Source organism: Halomonas gemina, assembly GCF_023554995.1.
Lineage (GTDB): Bacteria > Pseudomonadota > Gammaproteobacteria > Pseudomonadales > Halomonadaceae > Halomonas > Halomonas gemina.
The window spans coordinates 177,427-200,978 of record NZ_JAMJPK010000003.1 but is presented as its reverse complement, the minus strand read 5'-3'; the positions used below and the strand labels follow the sequence as shown (position 1 = coordinate 200,978).

Genomic DNA, 23,552 nt, shown 5'->3' with positions numbered 1-23,552 from the left:
TTTTCCATCGACCTCGGGTTATCCCTATGCATTGCCCCTTCTGTGGCGCCAACGACACGCGCGTGACCGACTCCCGCCTGGTGGCGGATGGCGACCAGGTCCGGCGGCGGCGCCAGTGCGCGGCCTGTGGCGAGCGCTTCACCACCTACGAGACCGCCGAGCTGGTGATGCCGCGAGTGATCAAGTCCGATGGCACGCGGGAGGTGTTCGACGAGGTCAAGCTGCGCGCCGGCATGCTGCGCGCGCTGGAGAAGCGCCCGGTCAGCGCCGAGTCCATCGAGGCGGCGGTGGAGCGCATTCGCCAGAACCTGCGCGCCCGGGGTGAACGCGAGATCCACGCCCGGGACATCGGCGAGGAGGTCATGCAGGCCCTCAAGCGCCTCGACCAGGTGGCCTATATCCGTTTCGCCTCGGTCTACCGCAGCTTCCAGGATATCGACGAGTTCCGGGCCGAGATCGATCGCCTGGCCCAGGAGCCCGGTTTCCCCTCGGACCCGTCGGGAGCGTCCTGATGGCCCAGCACGCCTTCCCCGAGGCCTGGATGGCACGCGCCCTGACGCTGGCGCGCCGCGGGTGCTATACCACCGACCCCAACCCCCGGGTGGGCTGCGTGCTGGTCAAGGAGCGCCGGGTGGTCGGCGAGGGTTGGCACGAGCGGGCCGGCGAGCCCCATGCCGAGATCCATGCCCTGGCGGCGGCGGGGGAGCAGGCCCGCGGCGCCACCGCCTACGTGACCCTGGAGCCCTGCGCCCACCAGGGGCGCACCGGCCCCTGTGCCCTGGCGCTGGCCGAGGCCGGCGTGGCGCGGGTGGAGGTGGCCATGCAGGACCCCAATCCGCGGGTCGCTGGCCGGGGCATCGCCCGGCTGCGCGAGGCCGGTATCGAGGTGGCGGTGGGCCTGCTCGAGGAGGAGGCGCTGGCGCTCAATCCCGGCTTCGTGATGCGCATGTCCCACGGCCGTCCCTTCGTGCGCCTCAAGATGGCCATGAGCCTAGATGGCCGCACCGCCATGCGCTCCGGCGAGTCCCAGTGGATCACCGGGCCCCACGCTCGCCGCGAGGTGCAGCGCCTGCGCGCCCGTTCCAGCGCCATCCTCACCGGGGTCGAGTCGATCATCTTCGACAACGCCCGGCTCACCGTGCGCCCCGAGCAGCTCGAGTTGCCCGGGGGCGAGGCGCTCGCCGCCCGCCAGCCGTTGCGCGTGGTGGTCGACTCCCGGCTGCGCCTGCCCCTGGCCGCGGCCTGCCTGCGCGAACCCGGCCGCACCCTGGTGGCCACCCTGGCGGACCACGAGCCCGAGCGTCGCGAGAGGCTCCAGGCCGCCGGTGCCGAGGTGGTGGCGATGCCCGCGGGCCCCGATGGCCGCGTCGACCTCGACGCCCTGCTGCACCACCTGGCCGAGGCGGAGCAGGCCAACGAGGTGCTGCTCGAGACCGGGGCGACGCTGGCCGGTGCCATGCTCGAGGCCGGCCTGATCGACGAGATGCAGCTGTTCGTGGCGCCGACCCTGCTCGGTGGCGAGGCGCGTCCGCTCTTCGAGCTGCCGGGCCTGACCCTGATGGCCCAGCAGAAGGGCCTGGAGATCCTCGATATCCGCGCCGTGGGCAACGACTGGCGCATCACCGCCCGGCCCCGGCGGCGCATGGTGGCCGAAAGCTGAACGCTGCGTCATCATCCTGCCGGCGCTCGGCGCTCGGCGCTCGGCGCTCGGCGCTCGGCGCTCGGCGCTCGGCGCTCGGCGCTCGGCGACGTGGCTGTTTACTGGCGCCCGACGCTGCGCCACGGTACCCTGACGCGGTTTCGAGGTGGCGACGCCCGATGGCGACCCGCTCGTCGTCGGATCGCGACAGCCACCACGCTGAATCAATGGAGACTCCATGGTGCACTCCTCATCCGGGGGCCTGGCCCCCATCGAAGAACTGGTCGAGGACATTCGTCAGGGCAGGATGGTGATCCTGATGGATGACGAGGATCGCGAGAACGAAGGCGACATCATCATGGCCGCCGAGAAGGTCGAGGCCGAGCACATCAACTTCATGGCACGCCATGCCAGGGGCCTGATCTGCCTGCCGATGACCCGCGAGCGCTGCGAGCGTCTCCAGCTGCCGCTGATGGTGCGTGACAACGGTTCCGGCTTCGGGACCAAGTTCACCCTCTCCATCGAGGCCGCCGAGGGCGTGACCACCGGCATCTCCGCCGCCGACCGGGCGCGCACCGTGCGCGCCGCCGTCGCCCGCGACGCGGATGCCTCCGACATCGTCCAGCCCGGCCACATCTTCCCCTTGATGGCCGAGCCCGGCGGCGTGCTGCGTCGTGCCGGCCATACCGAGGCGGCCTGCGACCTCTCCGCCCTGGCCGGCCTCGATCCCAGCGGCGTGATCTGCGAGGTCATGAACGAGGACGGCAGCATGGCCCGCCGGGCGGAGCTCGAGCGCTTCGCCGTCGAGCATGGCCTGAAGATGGGCACCATCGCCGACCTGATCCACTACCGCATCCATAACGAGCAGACCGTGCAGCCGGTGGAGTCGACGCCGGTCCAGACCGCCTTCGGCGAGCTCAGCCTGCACGTCTTCCGTGACAGCATCCAGGGCGCCCATCACCTGGCGCTGGTCAAGGGCCATCCGCACCCCGAGGCGCTGACCACGGTGCGCGTGCACCTGGCCAACGTGATGCGCGACCTGCTCGCCCTGCAGAAGAGTGACAAGCCGAGCTGGACCTCCCAGCAGGCGGTTGCCGAGGTGGCACGCGCCGAGCACGGGGTCTTCGTGCTGCTCGACGACGGGCGTCCGCGCCAGGACCTCCATGACCTGCTCGAGGTGTTCCTCGAGCGCCGGCGGCCACCGCGTACCAGCGACTCCGACGGCGCGGGCAACTACCTGACCATCGGTACCGGCTCGCAGATCCTGCGCCACCTGGGGGTGGGCAGGATGCGCCTGCTGAGCTCGCCCTGGAAGTTTTCGGCCCTCTCCGGCTTCGACCTCGAGGTGGTGGAGCGTCTCGAACCCGGCGAACAGCCGACCGGCGAGCAGGACGACGACTAGCGCCGCCGTCTTTCACACCACGGCATGGCCCCCGGGCCATGCCTTCCGGACCCTCAAGCCCCGGACCTCTCAGGACACAGAACCATGCAACCGATTTCCCAAGTCGAAGGCAGCTTCGTCGACGTCGATGGCCGCTACGTGATCGTGGTCGGCCGCTTCAATCACCATGTGGTGGACAGCCTGGTGGAGGGCGCCGTGGACAGCCTTGTGCGCCATGGCGTCGACCCGCAGGGCATCGATATCGTCCACGTGCCCGGCGCCTGGGAACTGCCGCTGGCCATCAAGCGTGTGCTGCAGGTGGCACGCCCCGAGGCGGTGATCGCCCTGGGCGCGGTGATCCGCGGTGGCACCCCGCACTTCGAATACGTCGCCGGTGGCTGCAACACCGCCATGGGCAGCCTGCAGCTGGAGTTCGACACCCCGGTGGCCAACGGCGTGCTGACCGTCGAGTCCATCGAGCAGGCCATCGAGCGTGCCGGTACCAAGGCCGGCAACAAGGGCGCCGAGGCGGCCATGGCGGCGATGGAGATGGTCTCGCTGCTGCGCTGCTTCGGCGACGATGTCGATGACGGGGGTGAGGCATGAGCGGCGAGCGCCCGCGGGCCCCGTCGAAGGCCCAGCAGTCCCGCCATGCGGCCCGGGAACTGGCGGTGCAGGGCCTCTACCAGTGGCAGATGACCGGCAAGTCGATCAGCGCCGTGGAGGCCGAGTTCCGCAGCCAGGTGGCCGATGACGATCTCGAGGACCACGAGAACTGGCACAAGGTCATGGAGATCGCCGACCTGGCGCTCTTCCACGAGCTGCTGCACAACGTGGCGGACCAGCGCCGGGAGCTCGACGCCGCCATCGCGCCGCTGCTCGACCGGCGCCTGGAGGACCTCGATCCCATCGAGCTGGCGATCCTGCGCCTGGGTGCCTACGAGCTCTCCCGTCGCCTCGAGGTGCCCTATCGCGCAGTGATCAACGAGGGGGTCGAGCTGGCCAAGTCCTTCGGTGCCACCGACGGGCACAAGTACGTCAACGGCATCCTCGACAAGCTTGCCGGGCGACTGCGTTCCGCCGAGGTCACCGCGCGCCGCCGCTGAAGGCCAGCCCCTGATGCACAGCGAATTCGAGCTCATCACCCGCTTCTTCACGCCCGACCCGCCCGGGGCGGAGGCCGGCGTGACCCTGGGCGTGGGGGACGACTGCACTTTGCTGGTCCCCACCCCCGGGCAGCGGCTGGCGGTCAGCGTGGATACCTCGGTGGCCGGCATCCACTTTCCCGAGGATGCCCCGGCCGCGGCGGTCGGCCACCGGGCGCTGGCGGTCAGCCTGAGCGATCTCGCCGCCATGGGCGCCCGTGCCCGCTGGTGCCTGATGTCGCTGACCCTACCGGCGGCCGATGACGATGCCTGGCTGGCGGATTTCGCCCGCGGCTTCCATGCCCTCTGCGATACCACCGGCACGGCCCTGGTGGGCGGCGACGTGACCCGCGGGACGCTTTCCATCGGCGTGACGGTGATGGGCGAGGTGCCCCCCGGGCAGGCAATGGTCCGCCGCGGGGCCCGGCCGGGCGACCTGCTGGCGGTGACCGGTGCGCTGGGAGGCGGGGCCGGGGGGCTGGCCCTGTGGCGGCGTGGCGAGCGGGATACCGGCCATCCGCTGCTCAAGCGCTATCTGCATCCGCTGCCGCGCCTCGAGGCGGGTCTGGCCCTGCGTGGCCTGGCCAGCGCCGCCATCGATATCTCCGACGGCCTGCTGGCCGACCTCGGGCATGTCCTCGAGGCCTCGGGCGTCGGGGCGGAGCTTATGCCCGACAGGCTGCCCATGGCCGCGGGCCTGGTGACGGCGCTGGGCGAGGAGGGGGCCCGGCAGGCGGGGCTCCACGGCGGTGACGACTACGAACTGCTGCTCGGCCTGCCCCCCGAACACCTCGATGAGGCCCGCGCCCGACTGGCCGCTCTGGCGCTGCCCCTCACGGTGATCGGTCGTGTCAACGACCAGCCCGGCGTGCAGGGGGTGGCGGTTACCGGCGAGCGAGGCTGGCAGCACTTCCCGGGAGAGGGTGTACCATGAATCAGTCTCCCGCCAGCGTCTGGCGACGCCCCGTGCACTTCCTGGCCTTCGGGCTGGGCAGTGGTACCGTGCCCTTCGCGCCCGGCACCTTCGGTACCCTGGCCGCGATCCCCTTCTACTGGCTGATCTCCGAGCTGCCGCTGGGCTGGTACCTGGGCCTGGTGGCGGTGACCTTCTTCTGGGGCATCTGGCTGTGCGACAAGACCTCCCGCGACCTGGGGGTCCACGACCACTCGGGCATCGTCTGGGACGAGTTCGTCGGCTACTGGCTGACCATGGCGGCGGTGCCCTTCTCCTGGGAGGCCGCCCTCTGGGGGTTCGTGGTCTTCCGCATCTTCGATGTCTTCAAGCCCTGGCCGATTCGCTGGGCGGATCGGCGGGTGGCCGGCGGCTTCGGCATCATGATCGACGATGTCCTCGCGGCCGTCTATGCATGGAGTACCATGCACCTGTGGTTCTGGCTCCACTGATCCGGCTTCATTGAACGTTCTCCATCGTCTCGGCGGAACAAGGGTGGTCCGGGCAAGGCGCGGGTAAGGAATGCCATGATGCGCAAGGAACGACTGATCGTCCCGCTGGTGGTGGGGCTGGCGCTGCTCTGGGGCATCGCCCAGTACCTCTCCGGCGTGCTCTTCGAGCGCGAACTCGCCCGGGCCCTGGATGATCTCGCCGCCCGGGGGGAGCTCGCGGTGAAGCGCAGCGATGTCGACCGCGGCTGGCTCGAGTCGCGAGGTACCCTCCACCTGACGCCCCGCTTCGGCCAGGCCTGGCATCTCGAGCTGCCCTTCGTGGCGCGACACGGGGTGATCAGCACGCGCATCGACGGCGAGCTGAGGCTGCATCTCGGGCCCGGCGACCGGCGCCTGTTCGGTGACGCCCTGCCCTCGCCCCCACCCACCTGGCAGGCCCGCTACCGCACTCTCGGCGCCACCCTGGAGGGACACCTGACGCTGGCACCCTTCATCGTCAGCCAGAAGGGGGGCGAACAAGCGGGCCGTGAACTCGACTTCCAGGGTGGACGGATCACCTTCGGCGGGGTCTACGGCGACTGGCGGCTGCAGGCCAGGCTCGCGCCCTGGCGGCTCAGCGATGGCCCGGCCACCCTGGAGGCGGGGCCGACCACCCTGGAGAGCCGCTATGCCTATACCGAGGGTGCCTACCACTTCACCCAGCAGGACCTGCTCAAGGTGGAGCGGCTGGCCTGGCATCAGCCGGACCTTGAATTGGATGCCCATGAGCTGGTCCTGCACAGCCGCACGGTCCTCGACGAGCAGGAGCTGCGTGTCGAGAGCGAGCTGACCCTGGACCGGCTGGTGACGGCGGAGCAGGTGCTGCTCACCGGCCGCATCGCCCTTGAGCTGTCGCGGATCAACGCCGATGCCCTGCGCAGCGTGCTGGCCATGCTGCGCGACGAGGCGGCCCGAGGCGATGCCGCCCTGGAAGGCCGCGACCTTCTCGCACGTCTGGAGCCCCAGCTGCTGGCCATGCTCCAGGATTCGCCACGGCTGGACCTTCATGCCATCGCCCTCGACAGCCCGATGCTGGGGCTGGACGCGCGTGGCGACGGGGCGCTGTTCTTCGATTCTCGCCAGTTCGCGGAGCTCAGCCTGGTCGCGCTGGATGAGCCCCACGAGCAGGCCCGCTGGCGGGCGCGGCTCTACGGTGACCTCATCTGGCACCAGGTGCCCAAGGTGGTGGCGCTGTGGCTTGGCCTGCCGCTGGATACCCAGGACCTGGAGATCGACGTGGTGCGTGGCCGGGTGCGGATCAACGGTCGCCCCCTGCCGCCGGTCCTCGAGCGACTGCAGTGACTTGAAGTCGGGCGCCGGTGCCCGCATTCCTGAGGGCAGCCCCGGGAACCCATCCCGACGATCCAGCACGAGGAATGCATGAGCGACGATCACGAAGCGCAGGATGGCCTGGACTGGATCCAGGCCAACGGCGACGATTCCCCCTTCGACGAGCGGCCGGACGAGGCGAGCCACCACGCGGTGGTGCCCGCCAGCGACTCCCTGCCCGAGCGCATCTACCTGCTGCCGATCCACAACCGGCCCTTCTTTCCCGCCCAGGTCCAGCCGCTGGTGGTCAACCGCGAGCGCTGGGAGGAGACCATCCGCCGCGTCGGCAACACGCCGCACCACACCGTGGGGCTGGCCTTCGTCGGCGAGACCGGGGTCGAGGAGCTCGGCGGCGAGGACTTTCCCGAGATCGGTACCGCCGTGAAGGTACACAAGCTGCAGGGCGAGGAGCAGCAGATCCAGTTCATCGCCCAGGGCGTGCGCCGCTTCCGCATCCAGCGCTGGCTCTCCCGCAAGCCGCCCTACCTGGTGGAGGTGAGCTATCCCCGCGAGCCGGTGGACGTCGAGGAGGACGAGACCCGCGCCTATGCCATGGCGCTGATCAACGGCATCAAGGAGCTGCTGCCGATCAACCCGCTCTACGGCGAGGAGCTCAAGCACTACCTGAACCGCTTCAGCCCCCACGAGCCGGGCCCGCTGACCGACTTCGCCGCGGCCATTACCTCCGCCAAGGGCCCCGAGCTGCAGGACGTGCTGGAGACCCTGCCGGTGATGGCCCGCATGCAGAAGGTGCTGCCACTGCTGCGCAAGGAGATCGAGGTCGCCCAGCTGCAGAGCGAGATCAGCGACCAGGTCAATGCCCAGATGCAGGAGCGCCAGCGGGAGTTCTTCCTGCGCGAGCAGCTCAAGGTGATCCAGCGCGAGCTGGGCATCTCCAAGGACGACCGCGAGAACGATGTCGACACCTTCCGTGCCCGGCTCGAGGGCCGCGTGGTGCCGGAGCGGGTCATGGAGCGCATCGACGACGAGCTCGATAAGCTGTCGGTGCTGGAGACCGGCTCGCCGGAATACGGCACCACCCGCAACTATCTGGACTGGCTCACCGCCATGCCCTGGGGAGTGCGCAGCCAGGACCAGCTCGACCTGGCCCATGCGCGCCAGGTGCTCGACCGCGACCATGACGGCCTCAAGGACGTCAAGGAGCGCATCGTCGAGTTCCTCGCCGAGGGTACCTTCAAGGGCGACGTGGGGGGCTCCATCCTGCTGCTGGTCGGCCCCCCCGGGGTCGGCAAGACCTCGGTGGGGCGCTCCATCGCCGATGCCCTGGGCCGCGAGTTCTACCGCTTCTCGGTGGGCGGCATGCGCGACGAGGCCGAGATCAAGGGGCATCGCCGCACCTACATCGGGGCCATGCCCGGCAAGCTCGCCCAGGCCCTCAAGGAGGTGGAGGTCGAGAACCCGGTGATCATGCTCGACGAGATCGACAAGATGGGGCAGTCATTCCAGGGCGACCCGGCCTCGGCGCTGCTCGAGGTGCTCGACCCGGAGCAGAATGTCGACTTCCTCGACCACTACCTCGACGTGCGCCTGGACCTCTCCAAGGTGCTCTTCGTGTGCACCGCCAATACCCTGGATGCGATCCCCCCGGCGCTGCTGGATCGCATGGAGCAGATCCGCCTCTCCGGCTATATCGCCGAGGAGAAGGTGGCCATCGCCAAGCACCATCTGTGGCCCAAGCTGCTCAAGCGCGACCGCATGCCCAAGAAGCGCATCAACCTCACCGAGGCGGCGCTGCGCCAGGTGATCGAGGGCTACGCCCGCGAGGCCGGGGTGCGCCAACTCGAGAAGCAGCTGCACCGCATCGTGCGCAAGGCGGCGGTGAAGCTGCTGGAGAACGACCAGCAGTCGGTACGGGTCTCGGTGAACAACCTCGAGGAGTACCTGGGGCCGCCGATCTTCCGCAAGGAGCAGGTGATGAAGGGCGAGGGGGTGGTCACCGGCCTGGCCTGGACCGCCATGGGCGGCGCCACGCTCTCCGTCGAGGCCGGCAAGGTGCACGCCCTGGACCGCGGCTTCAAGCTCACCGGCCAGCTCGGCGACGTCATGAAGGAATCGGCCAACATCGCCTACAGCTACGTGCTCGGCCATCTGAGCGAGTACGGCGCCGATGCGGACTTCTTCGATTCGGCCTTCGTCCACCTGCACGTGCCGGAAGGGGCCACGCCCAAGGATGGCCCCTCCGCCGGGGTGACCATGGCCACCGCGCTGCTGTCGCTGGCCCGGCACCGGGCCATCGACCGACCGCTGGCGATGACCGGCGAGCTGACCCTGACCGGTCAGGTGCTGCCGGTGGGCGGCATTCGCGAGAAGGTGATCGCCGCCCGGCGCAGCGAGATCTTCGAGCTGATCCTGCCCGAGGCCAACCGGCGCGACTACGACGAGCTGCCCGACTACCTCAGGGAGGGCATGACGGTGCACTTTGCCGGCCGCTACCGTGACGTGGCCAGGGTGGTGTTCGGCTGAGCCGGCGTCGTAAGCCGTAAGCCATAAGCGGTAAGCTGAAAGACAACCCCGGATCGGTGCCGAACCCCTTCCGGGGTTATCCATGACAAGGGGACCTCCCATGAAAAGACTGGCAGCCTTGATCCTGACCCTGGCGGCGGCGGGCAGCGCCGCCGCCGAGCGCCAGCTTACCGTCTACACCTACGACTCCTTCGTCTCCGAATGGGGGCCGGGACCCGGCATCGAGGCCGCCTTCGAGGAGCGTTGCGGCGACTGCGACCTGCGTTTCGTGGCGCTGGACGGTGGCGTCGACATCCTCCAGCGGCTTCGCCTGGAGGGGCAGGGCACCGCGGCGGACCTGGTGCTGGGCCTGGACATGAACCTGATGGCCGAGGCCCGCGAGCTCGACCTGCTGGCGCCCCATCGGGTCGATACCGCACCGCTGGCGCTGCCCATCGACTGGTCCGATGACACCTTCCTGCCCTATGACTGGGGCCATTTCGCCTTCGTCTACGACACCGAGCAGCTCAGTGAGCCGCCGGGCAGCTTCCGCGAACTTCTCGAGGCCCCGGACGACGTCCAGCTGATCCTTCAGGACCCGCGCACCAGCGTCACCGGCCAGGGCCTGCTGCTGTGGATCAAGCACGTCTACGGCGAGGAGGCCCCGGCCGTCTGGAGGAAGCTCAACGAGCGGGTGCTGACCGTCACCAACGGCTGGAGCCAGGCCTACTTCTCGCTGTTCATGAACGGCGAGGCGCCCATGGTGCTCTCCTATGCCACCTCGCCGGCCTACCATATGGCGGTGGAGGAGACCGACCGCTACCAGGCCGCCGAGTTCGAGGAGGGCCACTACCTGCAGGTGGAGACCGCGGCCATGCTACGCGCCACCGACGAGCCGGCGCTGGCCCGCGACTTCCTGGCCTTCATGCTGACGCCGGACTTCCAGCGCCATATCCCGCTGGGCAACGTGATGAACCCGGCCATCGACCTCGGCGATGAGCTGCCCGCGGTGTTCGAGCGGCTGATCCAGCCGCAGAGCCTGACCTTCACGCCGGAGGAGGTGCGCAACAACCGCCGCGCCTGGATCCGCGAGTGGCTCAACGCCAGCGTACGTTGAGCGAGGTGTCGACTCCGTCGCGCTGGGCCACGCTGTCGCGCTGGCCGCCGGGGCTCGGCCTCGCCGCCCTGACGGCGGTGGCGGGGCTGGGGCTCGGCAGCCTCGGGGCGCTGCTGTGGCAGGCCCGGGCCTTGCATCCGGCCATGCTCTGGCAGGAGCCGTGGCTGGCCGCCGTGCTGCGCTTCACGCTCTGGCAGGCGACCCTCTCGACCCTGCTGGCGGTGGGGCTCGCCGTGCCGGTGGCGCTGGCCCTGGCGCGGCGCCCGCGCTTCCCGGGGCGCGCCCTGCTGCTGCGGGCCATGGAGCTCTCGCTGGTGCTGCCGACGCTGATCGGGCTCTTCGGCCTGGTGGCGGTGCACGGTCGCCGCGGCTGGGCGGCGCCGTTCTGGGAGTGGCTGGTCGGTGCGGACTCGGGCTACCTCTACGGCCTCTCCGGCATCGTGCTGGCCCATGTCTTCTACAACCTGCCGCTCTCGGCCCGGCTGATGCTTCAGGCCCTGGAGACGGCCCCCGCGGCGTACTGGCGGCTGGCCTCCCAACTGGGGCTGACGCGGGCGACGCTCTGGCGCACCCTGGAGTGGCCGCGGCTCAAACCGCTGCTGCCGCGCCTGGCGGCGCTGGTCTTCACCCTCTGCTTTACCAGCTTCGCCATCGTCATGACCCTGGGCGGTGGACCGCGCTCCTCGACCCTGGAGGTGGCGCTCTACCAGGCGCTGAAGTTCGACCATGACCTGGCACTGGCGGCCCTGCTGGCGCTGACCCAGCTGGTCATCTGCCTGTCGCTGTGGCTGCTGGCCCTCTCTCGGGGCGGGGCACCCTCGCTGGTGGTCGGCAGCGCCGCCCTGCCGGCCGGCGGGCGCTGGCACCGGCGCGACGCCGTCGGCGCCTCGCGGCTCACCGATGCCGCCTGGCTTACCGCCCTGGCGGCGCTGCTGCTGCCGCCGCTGCTCGCGGTGGTGCTGGCAGGGCTCAGCGGGCTGCCCGAGCTGCCGCGCAGCGCGAGCCTCTGGCCGGCGGCGGCGCGCAGCCTGGTGATGGCCCTGGGCGCGGGGGTCGGGGCGCTGTCGCTGGCCATGGCCCTGCTGGTGGGCAGCCGCTGGCTGCAGGCCCGGCGACATGCCTGGGCGGCGCTGCTGATGGAGGGGGGCGGTCAGCTGATCCTGGTGATTCCCTCCCTGGTGCTGGGAACCGGGCTCTTCCTGCTGCTGCGCCCGACCCTGGGCAGCGGCTGGCAGGGCTACGCCCTGGTGGTGCTGGTCAATGCCTTCATGGCGCTGCCCTTCGCCATGCAGGTGGTGCGCGGGGCGCTGCCGGGGCTCTCGGCGCCCGAGGAGCGCCTGGCCGACCAGTTCGGCATCCGCGGACGGGCCCGGCTGCGCTGGCTGGTCTGGCCGCGGCTGCGCCGTCCCCTGGCCCTGGCGCTGGCCTACGCCATGACCCTGTCGCTGGGGGACTTCAGCGTCATCGCCCTGTTCGGCAGTCCCTCGGCCCCGACCTTGCCGATGCTGCTCTACCAGCAGCTGGGTGGCTATCGCTGGCAGGGCGCCGCCGCCACGGCGCTGTTGCTGCTGGCGCTGGTGGTGCTGGTGTTTGTGCTGCTGGGGTGGCTGACCCGTCGCCCGCCCCGCTATCCCTGGACCCGCTACGCCCGCGAGGAGCCCCATGCTCGAGTGTCGTGACCTGAGCTTCCACTACGACCGCCATGATCCCGGGGAGACGCCGGACTTCCACTTCAGCTTCCGGCTCGCTCCGGGGGAGTGCCTGTCGGTGGAGGGGCCCTCGGGGTCCGGCAAGAGCACCCTGCTGGGGCTGCTGGCGGGGTTCCTCGAGCCGGCTGGCGGCACGCTCGCCTGGCAGGGGCAGGACCTGCTGGCGCTGCCGCCCTGGGAGCGCGGTATCACCACCGTCTTCCAGGAGCACAACCTCTTCGACCAGCTGCCGGTCTGGCTCAACGTGGGGCTGGGGCTGGCGCCGGACATGAAACTCACCCGCGAACAGCGCGTCCGGATCCGCGAGGGGCTGGCCGAGGTGGGGCTCGAGGGATTGCAGGACCGCCTGCCCGGGGAGCTCTCCGGCGGCCAGCGACAGCGCGTGGCGCTGCTGCGGGCGCTGTTGCGGGGCTCGCGTGTCCTGCTGCTCGACGAGCCCTTCTCCGGCCTGGACGAGACCACCCGCGACGGGCTCTGGGCTCTGGTGCGTCGCCAGAAGGCCGCGGGGGCGGCGGTGGTGCTGGTCAGCCACGACCGCGACGACATCGAGGCACTGGCCGACCGGCGCTGTCGGCTGGAGGGCGGCCGGCTGTGGCCCGTCGACTGAGCGACTGGCCTGACGGCCGGCCGCGTGACAGAATCGGCGCCAATGACACCAGAACCGCCCCAGGCTCCTCCAGCGCTCGAGGAGGCGAGGGGCGGCATGCATGACGAAGAGGACACCATGCCCGAGTATCGCTCCCGCACCACCACCGCCGGCCGCAACATGGCCGGTGCCCGCGCCCTGTGGCGCGCCACCGGCATGAAGGACGACGATTTCCACAAGCCGATCATCGCGGTGGCGAACTCCTTTACCCAGTTCGTGCCGGGCCACGTGCACCTCAAGGACATGGGCCAGCTGGTGGCGCGCGAGATCGAGAAGGCCGGCGGGGTGGCCAAGGAGTTCAACACCATCGCCGTGGACGACGGCATCGCCATGGGCCACGACGGCATGCTCTACTCGTTGCCGAGTCGCGACCTCATCGCCGACAGCGTCGAGTACATGGTCAACGCCCACTGCGCCGACGCCCTGGTGTGCATCTCCAACTGCGACAAGATCACCCCGGGCATGCTCAACGCCGCCATGCGCCTGAACATCCCGGTGATCTTCGTCTCCGGCGGCCCCATGGAGGCCGGCAAGACCAAGCTCCTGGACCACAATATCGACCTGATCGATGCGATGATCTCCGCCGCCGACGACCAGTACAGCGACGCGGAGATCGAGGAGATCGAGCGCAGCGCCTGCCCGACCTGCGGCAGCTGCTCGGGCATGTTCACCGCCAACTCCATGAACTGCCTGATGGAGGCCCTGGGCCTGGCGCTGCCGGGCAACGGCACGGTGCTGGCCACCCACGCCGACCGCCGCCGGCTCTTCGAGGAGGCGGGTAGCCGCATCGTCGAACTGGCCAAGCGCGTCTACGTGGGCAACGAGGCGCACCTGCTGCCGCGGGCCATCGGCTCGAAGGCGGCGTTCAGGAACGCCATGACCCTGGACATCGCCATGGGCGGCTCCACCAACACCATCCTGCACCTGCTGGCCGCCGCTCAGGAGGGCGAGGTGGAGTTCACCATGGCCGACATCGACCGGCTCTCCCGGGAGGTGCCGCAGCTGTGCAAGCTGGCGCCCAACACCCAGCAGTACCATATCGAGGACTGCCACCGCGCCGGCGGCATCATGGCCATTCTCGGCGAGCTGGACCGCGCCGGGGTGCTGGATACCCGGGTGCCCACCGTCTACGGCGATACTCTCAAGGACGCCCTGGACGCCTGGGACATCATGCGCTCGCCGAGCCCCGAGGTGGTGGAGTTCTACAAGGCCGGTCCCGGCGGCATCCCCACCCAGGAGGCCTTCTCCCAGGCCGCCCGCTGGCCGAGCCTCGACGGCGACCGTGCCGGCGGCTGCATCCGCGATCTTGCGCACGCCTTCTCGAGAGAGGGTGGCCTCGCGGTGCTCAAGGGCAACATCGCCGAGGACGGCTGCGTGGTGAAGACCGCCGGCGTCGACGACGCGATCCTGGTCTTCGAGGGCCCGGCCCACGTGGTCGAGTCCCAGGACCAGGCGTTGGAGCATATCCTCGGTGGCCAGGTGAAGGAGGGCGAGGTCGTGGTCATCCGCTACGAGGGCCCCAAGGGCGGCCCCGGCATGCAGGAGATGCTCTACCCGACCAGCTACCTCAAGTCCAAGGGGCTGGGCAAGGCCTGCGCGCTGCTCACCGACGGGCGCTTCTCCGGCGGCACCTCGGGACTCTCCATCGGCCACGCCTCGCCGGAGGCCGCCGCCGGGGGCGCCATCGGCCTGGTGGAGAGTGGCGATATCATCCGCATCGACATCCCCGGTCGGCGCATCGACGTGAAGCTCCCCGACGAGGAGCTCGCCCGCCGTCGCGAGGCCCAGGAGGCGAAGGGCGCCCAGGCCTGGAAGCCGAGCATCACGCGCGACCGCAAGGTCTCGGCGGCGCTCAAGGCCTATGCGCTGCTGGCGACCTCCGCCGACAAGGGCGCGGTGCGCGACCTGACCCGGCTCGACTGAGCCCGAGACCCGGCCGGACGCCAGGCCACACGAGCCTTGACCGAAGGCCGGGCCCCATGACCCCTGCAGGGAAGCCCGCACGATGAAGACACAGACCCTCAACGTCGGCCTGGTCGGCTACGGCATGGCCGGGCGCACCTTCCACGCCCCGCTGATCCAGGCTGCCCTCGGCCTGGAGCTGACTGCCGTGGTCAGCGGCAATGCCGAGCGGGTCCAGGCCGACCACCCCGAGATCCAGGTGCTGCCCAAGGCGGCACAGCTGTTCGCACGACGCGACATCGACCTGGTGGTGATCGCCACCCCCAACGACACCCACTTCCCGCTGGCCAAGGCGGCGCTGACGGCCGGCAAGCATGTAGTGATCGACAAGCCCTTCAGCGTCAGCGCCTCCGAGGCCCGCCAGCTCAAGGCCCAGGCCGATGGCGCCGAGCGCCTGCTGAGCGTCTTCCACAACCGTCGCTGGGACAGCGACTTCCTGACCCTCAAGTCGCTGCTCGACGAAGGGGCCCTGGGGCGGGTGGTGGCGCTGGAGTCGCGCTTCGACCGCTTCCGCCCCCGGGTCACCGACCGCTGGCGCGACCACCACAGGCCGGGCGGTGGCATCTGGTACGACCTCGGCCCGCACCTGCTCGACCAGGCCCGGCAGCTCTTCGGCATGCCCAAGGCGATCCTGCTGGAGCTCGCCACGTCGCGCGATGGGGCCGAGGTGGACGACGATTTCCTGGCGCTGCTGGAGTACGACCGCCTGCGGGTGAGCCTGCAGGCCAGTTCCCTGGTGGCCGAGCCGACCCCGCGCTTCCGGGTCCACGGCACCCGGGGCAGCTTCGTCAAGTACGGGCTCGACCCCCAGGAGGCCTGGCTCAAGGCGGGGCAGACCCCGTCACCGGGCTGGGGCGTGGATGCCGCGCCCGGCACCCTGACCCTCGACGAGGGAGAGGGCGAGTCGACGCCCCTGGCGAGCCGCGAGGCGCCGGTCGTGCCGGGAGACTACTGCGCCTTCTATAGTGGCATCGCCGAGTCTCTGCTCAGAGGCGCACCGCCGCCGGTGACCAGCGACTCGGCGCTGGAGGTGATGACCCTGCTGGAGACCGGGCTCGACAGCTACCGCCAGGGCCGCTGGGTGAAGCTCAAGGACGGCAAGAGCGCGATGCGCCGACTGCACTCGCGGTAGCGGGTATTGGCATCGCTGCCGGTCGCCTTGGTTGCCGGGCTCACCAGAGCCCGGCATCGACGGGCGCCTCGCTGCGCAGCTTGTCCCGGGCGATGAACAGCGCGGCGATCGCGCGGGCCTCGTGGAAGTCCTCCCGGGCCAGCAGGGCCGAGAGCTCGTCGATGGCGTGGGTCTCGACGATCAGCGGCTCCGGCTCGTCACCGGGTAGGCGCCTCGGGTAGAGGTCGCTGGCGAGCAGTACCTGCATGCGGTGGCGCATGTAGTTGGGGGCCAGCGACAGCTCCACCAGGGGCTCGATGCGGTTGGCGCCGAAGCCGCACTCCTCCATCAGCTCGCGATTGGCCGCGGTGACGATGTCCTCGCCCGGGTCCACGAGCCCCTTGGGCAGGGTCAGCACGTAGTCCTCGAAGCCGGCGGCATACTCGCGGATGAGCAGCACATGTTCGGGGTCGGGCATGGCCACGATCATCACCGCGCCGATGCCCTGGCCGGTGCCGGTGAGCCGCTCGAAGGTGCGCTCGGCGCCGTTGGAGAAGCGCAGGTCCAGCTCCTCGACGTGGAAGAGGCGGCTTTTTGCCACGCTGCGCCGGTCGAGGATGTGCGGCTTGACGGGCCAGGGCCGGGAGGCGTCGTGGGGGTCGGACATGGGTGGGATTCCTTGTTGGCGATTCGCTACAATACTACGTCCCAACGGCCCCCGACTCACTCCCGGAGTAGCGATGATCGACTGGCGCGCCATCGACACCGTCCTGCTGGACATGGACGGCACCCTGCTGGACCTGCATTTCGACAGCCACTTCTGGCTCGAGCACCTGCCGCGGCGCTACGTGGAACTGCATCGCCTCGACGAGGCGACCCAGGAGGAGGTGCGCGCACGGATCATCCGCGAGCAGGGCACCCTCAACTGGTACAGCCTGGCCTACTGGAGTCGCGAGCTGGGGGTCGACGTGGTGGCGCTCAAGCGTGAGGTGCAGCACCTGATCGGCCTGCGCAGCGACGCCCTGGACTTCCTCCGCTGGCTGAAGGCGGCCCATCCCCGGGTGGTGCTGGCCACCAATGCCGACCGGGCGAGCCTGGAGCTCAAGCTGCCGCTGACCGGCCTGGAGGCGTACCTGGATGCCATCGTCTCCTCGGCGGACCTCGGTGTCCCCAAGGAGGAGCAGGCCTTCTGGTTTGCCCTGCAGGAGGTCGAGCCCTTCGACCCGCAGCGTACCCTGTTCATCGATGACAACCCCTCGGTGCTGGAGAGTGCCCGGGAGTTCGGCATCCGCCATCTGCTGGGCATCAAGCAGCCCAACAGCCGCCGGCCGGAGAAGGAGCTCGAGGAGTTCATCGCCCTGGACCGCTTCGCCAGCATCCTGCCCGACAGCCTCCCGCCTGCGGCGGGCGAGGGAGGTGTCCATGGATAGCGTCAGGCTCGACAAGTGGCTGTGGGCGGCGCGTTTCTTCAAGACCCGGGCCCTGGCCAAGAAGGCCATCGAGGGCGGCAAGGTCCACTACGAGGGTGGGCGGGCCAAGACCAGCAAGGCCGTCGAGGTCGGCGCCCTGATCCGTGTCCCCCAGGGCTGGGACATCCTGGAGGTGGAGGTGCTGGCGCTCTCCGACCAGCGCCGCGGCGCCCCCGAGGCCCGCACGCTCTACCGCGAGACCGAGGGGAGCGTCGTGCGCCGCGAGCGCGAGGCCGAGGCCCGTCGCCTCACCAACCAGGTCATGCAGCACCCGCTCAAGCGCCCCGACAAGAAGCAGCGTCGGGAGATCCAGCGCTTCCAGCGCCAGCAGGATGACTAGACAGAGAGCCTCATGACCGACCAGATTCAGCGTTTCCTCTTCGACAAGACCAACGTGCGTGGCGAGATCGTCACCCTCGAGCGTGCCTACGGCGAGGTGCTCGACCGCCACGACTACCCGCCTGCGGTGAACCACCTGCTCGGCGAGCTGCTCGCCGCGGTGGCGCTGCTCACCGACACCGTCAAGCTCGACGGCACCCTGAGCATCGAGGTGCGCGGCCAGGGCGCGCTCGCCCTGCTGATGGCCGAGTCCAATCCCGGCGGCGAGCTGCGCGCCATTGCTCGCCTGGCCGAGGACGCGGCGATTCCCGGCGAGGAGGCCGGCTTCCACGAACTGGTGGGTAAGGGGCAGATCACGATCACCCTGGACCCCACCGATGGCCACCGCTATCAGGGCATCGTGGCCCTCGAGCACGACAGCCTGGCCGGCTGCCTCGCCGCCTACTTCGCCCAGTCCGAGCAGCTGCCGACGCGGCTGTGGCTGGCCGCGGAAGGGCAGCGTGCCGGTGGCCTGCTGCTGCAGCGCCTGCCCGACGAGTCGCAGAACCAGGACGCCGACGCCTGGGAGCGCACCGTGCAGCTGGCCGACACCGTCAAGGACGAGGAGCTGCTCGGCCTCGAGCCGCTCGAGGTGCTGCGCCGGCTCTACCATGAGGAGACCGTGCGGGTCTTCGATCCCAAGGCGCTGCGCTTCGGCTGCACCTGCTCGCGCGAGCGCATCGCCTCCGCCTTGATGACCCTCGGCGCTCAGGAGCTGCGCGAGGTGCTGGCCGAGCAGGGCAGCATCGACACCCAGTGCCACTTCTGTCATACCCGCTACCACTTCACGATGTCCGAGGTCGAGGCGATGCTCGACGACCCCGAGGGAACTCCCCCGACTCTGCATTAAGGACGTCATACTTCGGTGCTGCATAGCAGCATGTGTGTTCAAGTGAGCTGTAGTGAACGGCGCCGATGTAGTAGTAAAACTACATGAACTTCGCCCAAGAACGGCGTTTCCCGGCGGCCGGGTTTTTGCCATAATGGCGCCGTTTTTTCCGGTCGATCGCCCAGCACAAGACGGCAATGACCCGCGCACGGCGATCATGGCATGACCCACGTTGCGTCACCGACGCCCGGCACACGAGAGAGAAGCGGCCGCAAGGCCCAGGACACGACATGACCACGACTCAAGCCGCCCCGCAGCAAACCGCCATTTCCCACGTCAACCTCTGCAGCGCCGAGCTGATCGAGCGGGCAGTGGCCAACGGGGAAGGGCGCCTGGCCGCCAACGGCGCCCTGGTGGTGAACACCGGCGTGCGCACCGGCCGTTCGCCCAAGGATCGCTTCATCGTCGACGAGCCGAGCAGCAGCGGCCAGATCGACTGGGGCAGCGTCAACCAGCCGTTCGACGCCGAGAAGTTCGATGCCCTCTGGGCCCGCGTCGATGCCTACCTGGCCGGCGGCGAGCACTATGTGTCCGAACTCCACGTGGGCAGTGACCCGGAGCACTACCTGCCGGTGCGCGTCACCACCGAGACCGCCTGGCATGGCCTCTTCGGCCGCACCATGTTCGTGCGTCCCGAGGCCTACAACCCGTCCGTGAAGGACGAGTGGACCGTCCTCAACGCCCCCTTCTTCGAGTGCGACCCGGCTCGCGACGGCACCAACGCCGACGGCTGCGTGATCCTCAACTTCGCCCAGAAGAAGGTGCTGATCGCCGGCATGCGCTATGCCGGCGAGATGAAGAAGGCGATGTTCTCGGTGCAGAACTTCCTGCTGCCGGCCGCCGACGTGCTGCCCATGCACTGCTCTGCCAACGTCGGCGAGGATGGCGAGACCACGCTGTTCTTCGGCCTCTCCGGCACCGGCAAGACCACCCTCTCCGCCGACCCGGCCCGCTACCTGATCGGTGACGACGAGCACGGCTGGGGGCCCGGCACCGTCTTCAACATCGAGGGCGGCTGCTACGCCAAGTGCATCGACCTCTCCGAGAAGAACGAGCCGATCATCTGGCAGGCCATCAAGTTCGGCACCGTGCTGGAGAACGTGGTCCTCGACGACCGCCGGGAGCCGGACTATGCCGACGACAGCCTGACCCAGAACTCGCGTGCCGCCTATCCGCTGGAACACGTCGAGAAGCGCGTGCCCGAGAACCGCGCCGGCGAGCCCAATGCCATCGTCTTCCTGACCTGCGACATGTCCGGCGTGCTGCCCCCGGTCGCTGTGCTCTCCAAGGAAGCCGCCGCCTACCACTTCCTCTCCGGCTACACGGCCAAGGTAGGCTCCACCGAGGTGGGCTCCTCCGCCGGCCTCGAGGCGACCTTCTCCACCTGCTTCGGCGCTCCCTTCTTCCCGCGTCCGGCCCGGGAATACGCCGACCTGCTGATCAAGCGCGTGGCCGAGAAGGATGCCCAGGTCTACCTGGTCAACACCGGCTGGACCGGTGGCGCCTACGGCGAGGGTGGCGCGCGCTTCTCGATCCCCACAACTCGCGCCATCATCAGCGCCATCCAGTCCGGCGTGCTGCGCGACGTCGAGACGCGCCATGTCGAGGGCCTGAACCTGGCCGTGCCTACCGCCGTGCCGGGCGTCGACTCCCGCCTGCTCGACCCCCGCGAGACCTGGGAGGACAAGACCGCCTACGACCGCAAGCGCCAGGAACTGGCCGCCAAGTTCGTCGACAACTTCAAGAAGTTCGAGGGCGTCAACGAGGCGATCGTCAAGGCGGGCCCCAGCCTGACCTGAGGCTGACAGCAAGGCGAACCGTCGCGGGTATCGACGGTCTGACCGGGGGAAGGGCGCAAGTCCTTCCCCCGGTCGCGTTATGGCGTCACCGCGAGGGTGAGGAAGGGCGCTCGGATCAGTTCATCAATGGAGAGAGACCATGAAACGACGGCATTTTCTCGGCGTGCTGGGAGCCGGCAGCCTCGTCGGCCTGCTGCCGGGACTGGCCGCGGCGCGGCCCAAGCCCGACCTGGCGCGCGCCGAGGGGCTCGAGGTGCTGGAGCTCTCGGAGGCCGAGTGGCGTGAACGCCTCAGCGACGAGCAGTTCGAGATCCTGCGCGAGGAGGGCACCGAGCCGGCCTTCTCCAGCCCCCTGGACAAGGAGACCCGCGAGGGCGAGTACCGCTGTGCCGGCTGTGACCTGCTGCTGTTCTCCAGTGCCATGAAGTACGACTCCGGGACCGGCTGGCCGAGCTTCTTCGAACACGTCGAGGGGCACCTGCTGACCAGCGTCGACTACTTCCTGGTCTTCCCGCGCACCGAATACCACTGCGCGCGCTGCGGCGGGCACCAGGGCCACGTCTTCGACGATGGCCCCGAGCCCACCGGCCTGCGCTGGTGCAACAACGGCCTGGCGCTGCGATTCGTCCCCGCCTGAACCCCGATTGTGATACCTTGTCGTGATCGTCTGGACGTTTGATTGCCAAGGATTTCATGGACGCACACGACAAGATCATCCGCCGCCTCGCCGAGGAGCTCGCCGTACGCCCGCCGCAGGTCAAGGCCACGGTGGAACTGCTCGACGGCGGGGCCACCGTGCCCTTCATCGCCCGCTACCGCAAGGAAGTCACCGGCGGGCTCGATGATATCCAGCTGCGCCAGCTGCACGAGCGCCTCGCCTACCTGCGCGAGCTGGAGGAGCGCCGTGCGACGGTGCTGGCCGCCATCGACGAGCAGGGCAAGCTCACCGACACGCTGGCCGCCAGCATCCGCGCCGCAGAGACCAAGCAGCGCCTCGAAGACCTCTACCTGCCCTACAAGAAGAAGCGGCGCACCAAGGCGCAGATCGCCCGCGAGGCGGGGCTCGAGCCGCTGGCCGATGCCCTGCTGGCCGACCCGAGCCTGGCGCCCGAGGCCGAGGCGGCCCGCTATCTTCGTCCCGCGGAAGGTGACATCCCCGCCATCGAGGACGCCAAGGCAGCCCTGGACGGGGCCAAGCAGATCCTCATGGAGCGTTTCGCCGAGGATCCGGAGCTGGTGGGCCGTCTGCGTGAGCGGCTATGGAGCGAGGGCGAACTCAGCGCCCGGGTGATCGCCGGCAAGGAGCAGGAGGGCGCCAAGTTCTCCGACTACTTCGAGCACGATGAGCGGCTCGCCAAGGTGCCCTCGCACCGTGCCCTGGCCATGTTCCGTGGTCGCAACGAGGGCGTGCTGGCGCTGGCCCTGCGCCTGCCCGGCGAAGACGAAGCGCCGATCCATCCGGCCCAGGTGGCCATCGCCCGGCACTTCGATATTTTCAACGGGAGCGGCGACCAGGGCCGGCCCGCCGACAAGTGGCTGGCCGAGGTGGTGCGCTGGACCTGGCGGGTCAAGCTCTATACCCACCTGGAGACCGAGCTCATGGGGCGGCTGCGCGAGCGCGCGGAGCTCGAGGCCATCGAGGTGTTCGCCGCCAACCTCAAGGACCTGCTGCTGGCCGCTCCCGCGGGCCACAAGGCCACGCTGGCCATCGACCCGGGCCTGCGCACCGGCTGCAAGGTAGCGGTGGTGGATGCCACCGGCCAGTTCCTCGAGCATGCCACCATCTATCCCCATGCCCCGCAGAAGCGCTGGGACGCCGCGCTCGGCGAGCTGGCCGGGCTGGTGGAGAAGCACGAGGTCGCGCTGATCGCGGTAGGCAACGGCACCGCCAGCCGTGAGACCGACAAGCTCGCCGGCGACCTGGTGAAACGGTTTGCGGGGAAGCGTCCACTTTCCAAGGTGATGGTCAGCGAGGCCGGCGCCTCGGTCTACTCCGCCTCGGAGTACGCCTCCCGGGAGCTGCCCGACCTCGATGTCACCATCCGCGGCGCGGTCTCCATCGCCCGCCGGCTGCAGGATCCGCTGGCCGAGCTGGTCAAGATCGAGCCCAAGTCCATCGGCGTGGGCCAGTACCAGCATGACGTCTCCCAGCTGCAGCTCTCGCGGAGCCTGGAGGCGGTGATCGAGGACTGCGTCAACGCCGTGGGGGTGGACCTCAATACGGCCTCGAGCGCGCTGCTCTCGCGGGTCGCCGGCCTCAATCCCGCCCTGGCCGACAACATCGTCGCCCGTCGCAACACCGAGGGCGCCTTCGCCAGCCGCCGGGCGCTGCTCGAGGTCAGCCGGCTCGGGCCCAAGACCTTCGAGCAGTGCGCCGGTTTCCTGCGCATCATGAACGGGGACAATCCGCTGGACGCCAGCGCCGTGCACCCCGAGGCCTATCCGCTGGTGGAGCGCATCGCCCAGCGCAGCGGGCGTCCGCTGGCCGGGCTGATCGGTGACAGCGCCACTCTCAAGGCCCTCAGGCCTGCCGACTTCGCCGACGAGCGTTTCGGCGTGCCCACGGTCACCGATATCCTCGCCGAGCTCGACAAGCCGGGCCGTGACCCGCGCCCCGAGTTCAAGGCGGCCGAGTTCCGCGAGGGGGTCGAGACCCTCAAGGACCTCGAGCCGGGCATGATTCTCGAGGGCAGCGTGACCAACGTTACCCACTTCGGGGCCTTCGTCGACATCGGCGTCCACCAGGATGGCCTGGTGCACATCTCGGCGCTCTCCGAGAAGTTCATCGAGGACCCGCGCACGGTGGTCAAGGCCGGCGACATCGTGCGGGTCAAGGTGATGAGCGTGGACCTTCCGCGCTCGCGCATCGGCCTGACCATGCGCCTCGATGACCAGCCGGACGACCAGGCTGGCGACAAGGGCGGCGGGACGCCGCACCGCGGGAGCGGCAATGCCCGGGGCCGCGGGCCCGGCAAGGCTGGCCGCGGCGGCAAGCCACCCGAGCCGGCCGGCCAGATGGGCGCCCTGGGGGCGGCCCTGCTCCAGGCAAAGAAGGGCCGCTGACCTTGAAGC

21 protein-coding genes are annotated in these 23,552 nt (G+C 69.7%); 20 read left to right on the top strand and 1 reads right to left on the bottom strand.

The window, feature by feature from the left end; genetic code table 11:
- Positions 1–26: 26 nt before the first annotated feature.
- From nrdR to M8009_RS07535, 14 genes are all read left to right on the top strand, one after another.
- Complete coding sequence (gene nrdR, locus M8009_RS07600; RefSeq protein ID WP_250060223.1) at positions 27–512, top strand: transcriptional regulator NrdR; 486 nt, start codon at positions 27–29, stop codon at positions 510–512.
- Entirely contained in the window at positions 512–1,660 is a 1,149-nt protein-coding gene (gene ribD / locus M8009_RS07595; RefSeq protein ID WP_250060222.1) for a bifunctional diaminohydroxyphosphoribosylaminopyrimidine deaminase/5-amino-6-(5-phosphoribosylamino)uracil reductase RibD, read from the top strand. Before nrdR ends, ribD begins: the two co-directional genes overlap by 1 nt.
- 217 nt (positions 1,661–1,877) lie before the next feature.
- Positions 1,878–3,041, top strand: coding sequence for a bifunctional 3,4-dihydroxy-2-butanone-4-phosphate synthase/GTP cyclohydrolase II (ribBA, locus tag M8009_RS07590; RefSeq protein WP_250060221.1), 1,164 nt, complete (start codon positions 1,878–1,880; stop codon positions 3,039–3,041).
- 84 nt (positions 3,042–3,125) lie between these two features.
- The gene (ribH, locus tag M8009_RS07585) at positions 3,126–3,626 is read left to right on the top strand and encodes a 6,7-dimethyl-8-ribityllumazine synthase (protein WP_250060220.1); all 501 of its coding nucleotides are present in this window, start codon (positions 3,126–3,128) and stop codon (positions 3,624–3,626) included.
- A complete protein-coding gene (gene nusB, locus M8009_RS07580) occupies positions 3,623–4,126 on the top strand; it encodes a transcription antitermination factor NusB (RefSeq protein ID WP_250060219.1) in 504 nt (167 codons plus the stop codon). Before ribH ends, nusB begins: the two co-directional genes overlap by 4 nt.
- A gap of 13 nt (positions 4,127–4,139) precedes the next feature.
- Entirely contained in the window at positions 4,140–5,099 is a 960-nt protein-coding gene (gene thiL / locus M8009_RS07575) for a thiamine-phosphate kinase (RefSeq protein WP_250060218.1), read from the top strand.
- On the top strand, positions 5,096–5,569 hold the full coding sequence (locus tag M8009_RS07570; protein ID WP_250060217.1) for a phosphatidylglycerophosphatase A family protein: 474 nt from the start codon (positions 5,096–5,098) through the stop codon (positions 5,567–5,569). Before thiL ends, M8009_RS07570 begins: the two co-directional genes overlap by 4 nt.
- Before the next feature lie 78 nt (positions 5,570–5,647).
- Positions 5,648–6,910: a DUF945 family protein gene (locus M8009_RS07565; protein ID WP_250060216.1), complete on the top strand. Its 1,263-nt coding sequence runs from the start codon at positions 5,648–5,650 to the stop codon at positions 6,908–6,910.
- 78 nt (positions 6,911–6,988) lie between these two features.
- The gene (gene lon, locus M8009_RS07560; protein ID WP_250060215.1) at positions 6,989–9,421 is read left to right on the top strand and encodes an endopeptidase La; all 2,433 of its coding nucleotides are present in this window, start codon (positions 6,989–6,991) and stop codon (positions 9,419–9,421) included.
- A gap of 100 nt (positions 9,422–9,521) precedes the next feature.
- Positions 9,522–10,517 carry a thiamine ABC transporter substrate binding subunit gene (thiB, locus tag M8009_RS07555; RefSeq protein ID WP_250060214.1) on the top strand — a complete coding sequence of 332 codons (996 nt, stop codon included), beginning with the start codon at positions 9,522–9,524 and terminating at the stop codon, positions 10,515–10,517.
- Entirely contained in the window at positions 10,493–12,196 is a 1,704-nt protein-coding gene (gene thiP / locus M8009_RS07550; RefSeq protein WP_250060213.1) for a thiamine/thiamine pyrophosphate ABC transporter permease, read from the top strand. Before thiB ends, thiP begins: the two co-directional genes overlap by 25 nt.
- Positions 12,180–12,833: a thiamine ABC transporter ATP-binding protein gene (locus tag M8009_RS07545; RefSeq protein ID WP_250060212.1), complete on the top strand. Its 654-nt coding sequence runs from the start codon at positions 12,180–12,182 to the stop codon at positions 12,831–12,833. The genes thiP and M8009_RS07545 overlap by 17 nt, the downstream gene beginning before the upstream one ends.
- A gap of 117 nt (positions 12,834–12,950) precedes the next feature.
- On the top strand, positions 12,951–14,795 hold the full coding sequence (gene ilvD / locus M8009_RS07540; protein ID WP_250060556.1) for a dihydroxy-acid dehydratase: 1,845 nt from the start codon (positions 12,951–12,953) through the stop codon (positions 14,793–14,795).
- 82 nt (positions 14,796–14,877) lie between these two features.
- Positions 14,878–15,966 carry an oxidoreductase gene (locus M8009_RS07535; protein WP_250060211.1) on the top strand — a complete coding sequence of 363 codons (1,089 nt, stop codon included), beginning with the start codon at positions 14,878–14,880 and terminating at the stop codon, positions 15,964–15,966.
- A gap of 40 nt (positions 15,967–16,006) precedes the next feature.
- Here the strand turns inward: M8009_RS07535 and nudE are convergent, their stop codons facing one another.
- Positions 16,007–16,612 (bottom strand): ADP compounds hydrolase NudE, encoded by a 606-nt coding sequence (gene nudE, locus M8009_RS07530; protein WP_250060210.1) that lies wholly within the window; start codon positions 16,610–16,612, stop codon positions 16,007–16,009.
- Positions 16,613–16,685: 73 nt separating this feature from the next.
- Between nudE and yrfG the strand changes: the two genes are divergently transcribed.
- The 6 genes from yrfG to M8009_RS07500 all read left to right on the top strand — a co-directional run bounded on the left by yrfG (position 16,686) and on the right by M8009_RS07500 (position 23,543).
- Positions 16,686–17,375 (top strand): GMP/IMP nucleotidase, encoded by a 690-nt coding sequence (gene yrfG / locus M8009_RS07525; RefSeq protein WP_250060209.1) that lies wholly within the window; start codon positions 16,686–16,688, stop codon positions 17,373–17,375.
- The gene (locus tag M8009_RS07520) at positions 17,368–17,754 is read left to right on the top strand and encodes an RNA-binding S4 domain-containing protein (protein ID WP_250060208.1); all 387 of its coding nucleotides are present in this window, start codon (positions 17,368–17,370) and stop codon (positions 17,752–17,754) included. The genes yrfG and M8009_RS07520 overlap by 8 nt, the downstream gene beginning before the upstream one ends.
- Before the next feature lie 12 nt (positions 17,755–17,766).
- Positions 17,767–18,642, top strand: a complete 876-nt coding sequence (gene hslO / locus M8009_RS07515; RefSeq protein WP_250060207.1) for an Hsp33 family molecular chaperone HslO — start codon at positions 17,767–17,769, stop codon at positions 18,640–18,642.
- A gap of 269 nt (positions 18,643–18,911) precedes the next feature.
- Complete coding sequence (locus M8009_RS07510) at positions 18,912–20,480, top strand: phosphoenolpyruvate carboxykinase (protein WP_250060206.1); 1,569 nt, start codon at positions 18,912–18,914, stop codon at positions 20,478–20,480.
- 139 nt (positions 20,481–20,619) lie between these two features.
- On the top strand, positions 20,620–21,117 hold the full coding sequence (gene msrB / locus M8009_RS07505; RefSeq protein WP_250060205.1) for a peptide-methionine (R)-S-oxide reductase MsrB: 498 nt from the start codon (positions 20,620–20,622) through the stop codon (positions 21,115–21,117).
- 56 nt (positions 21,118–21,173) lie between these two features.
- A complete protein-coding gene (locus M8009_RS07500; protein ID WP_250060204.1) occupies positions 21,174–23,543 on the top strand; it encodes a Tex family protein in 2,370 nt (789 codons plus the stop codon).
- The last annotated feature ends 9 nt before the right edge of the window (positions 23,544–23,552 follow it).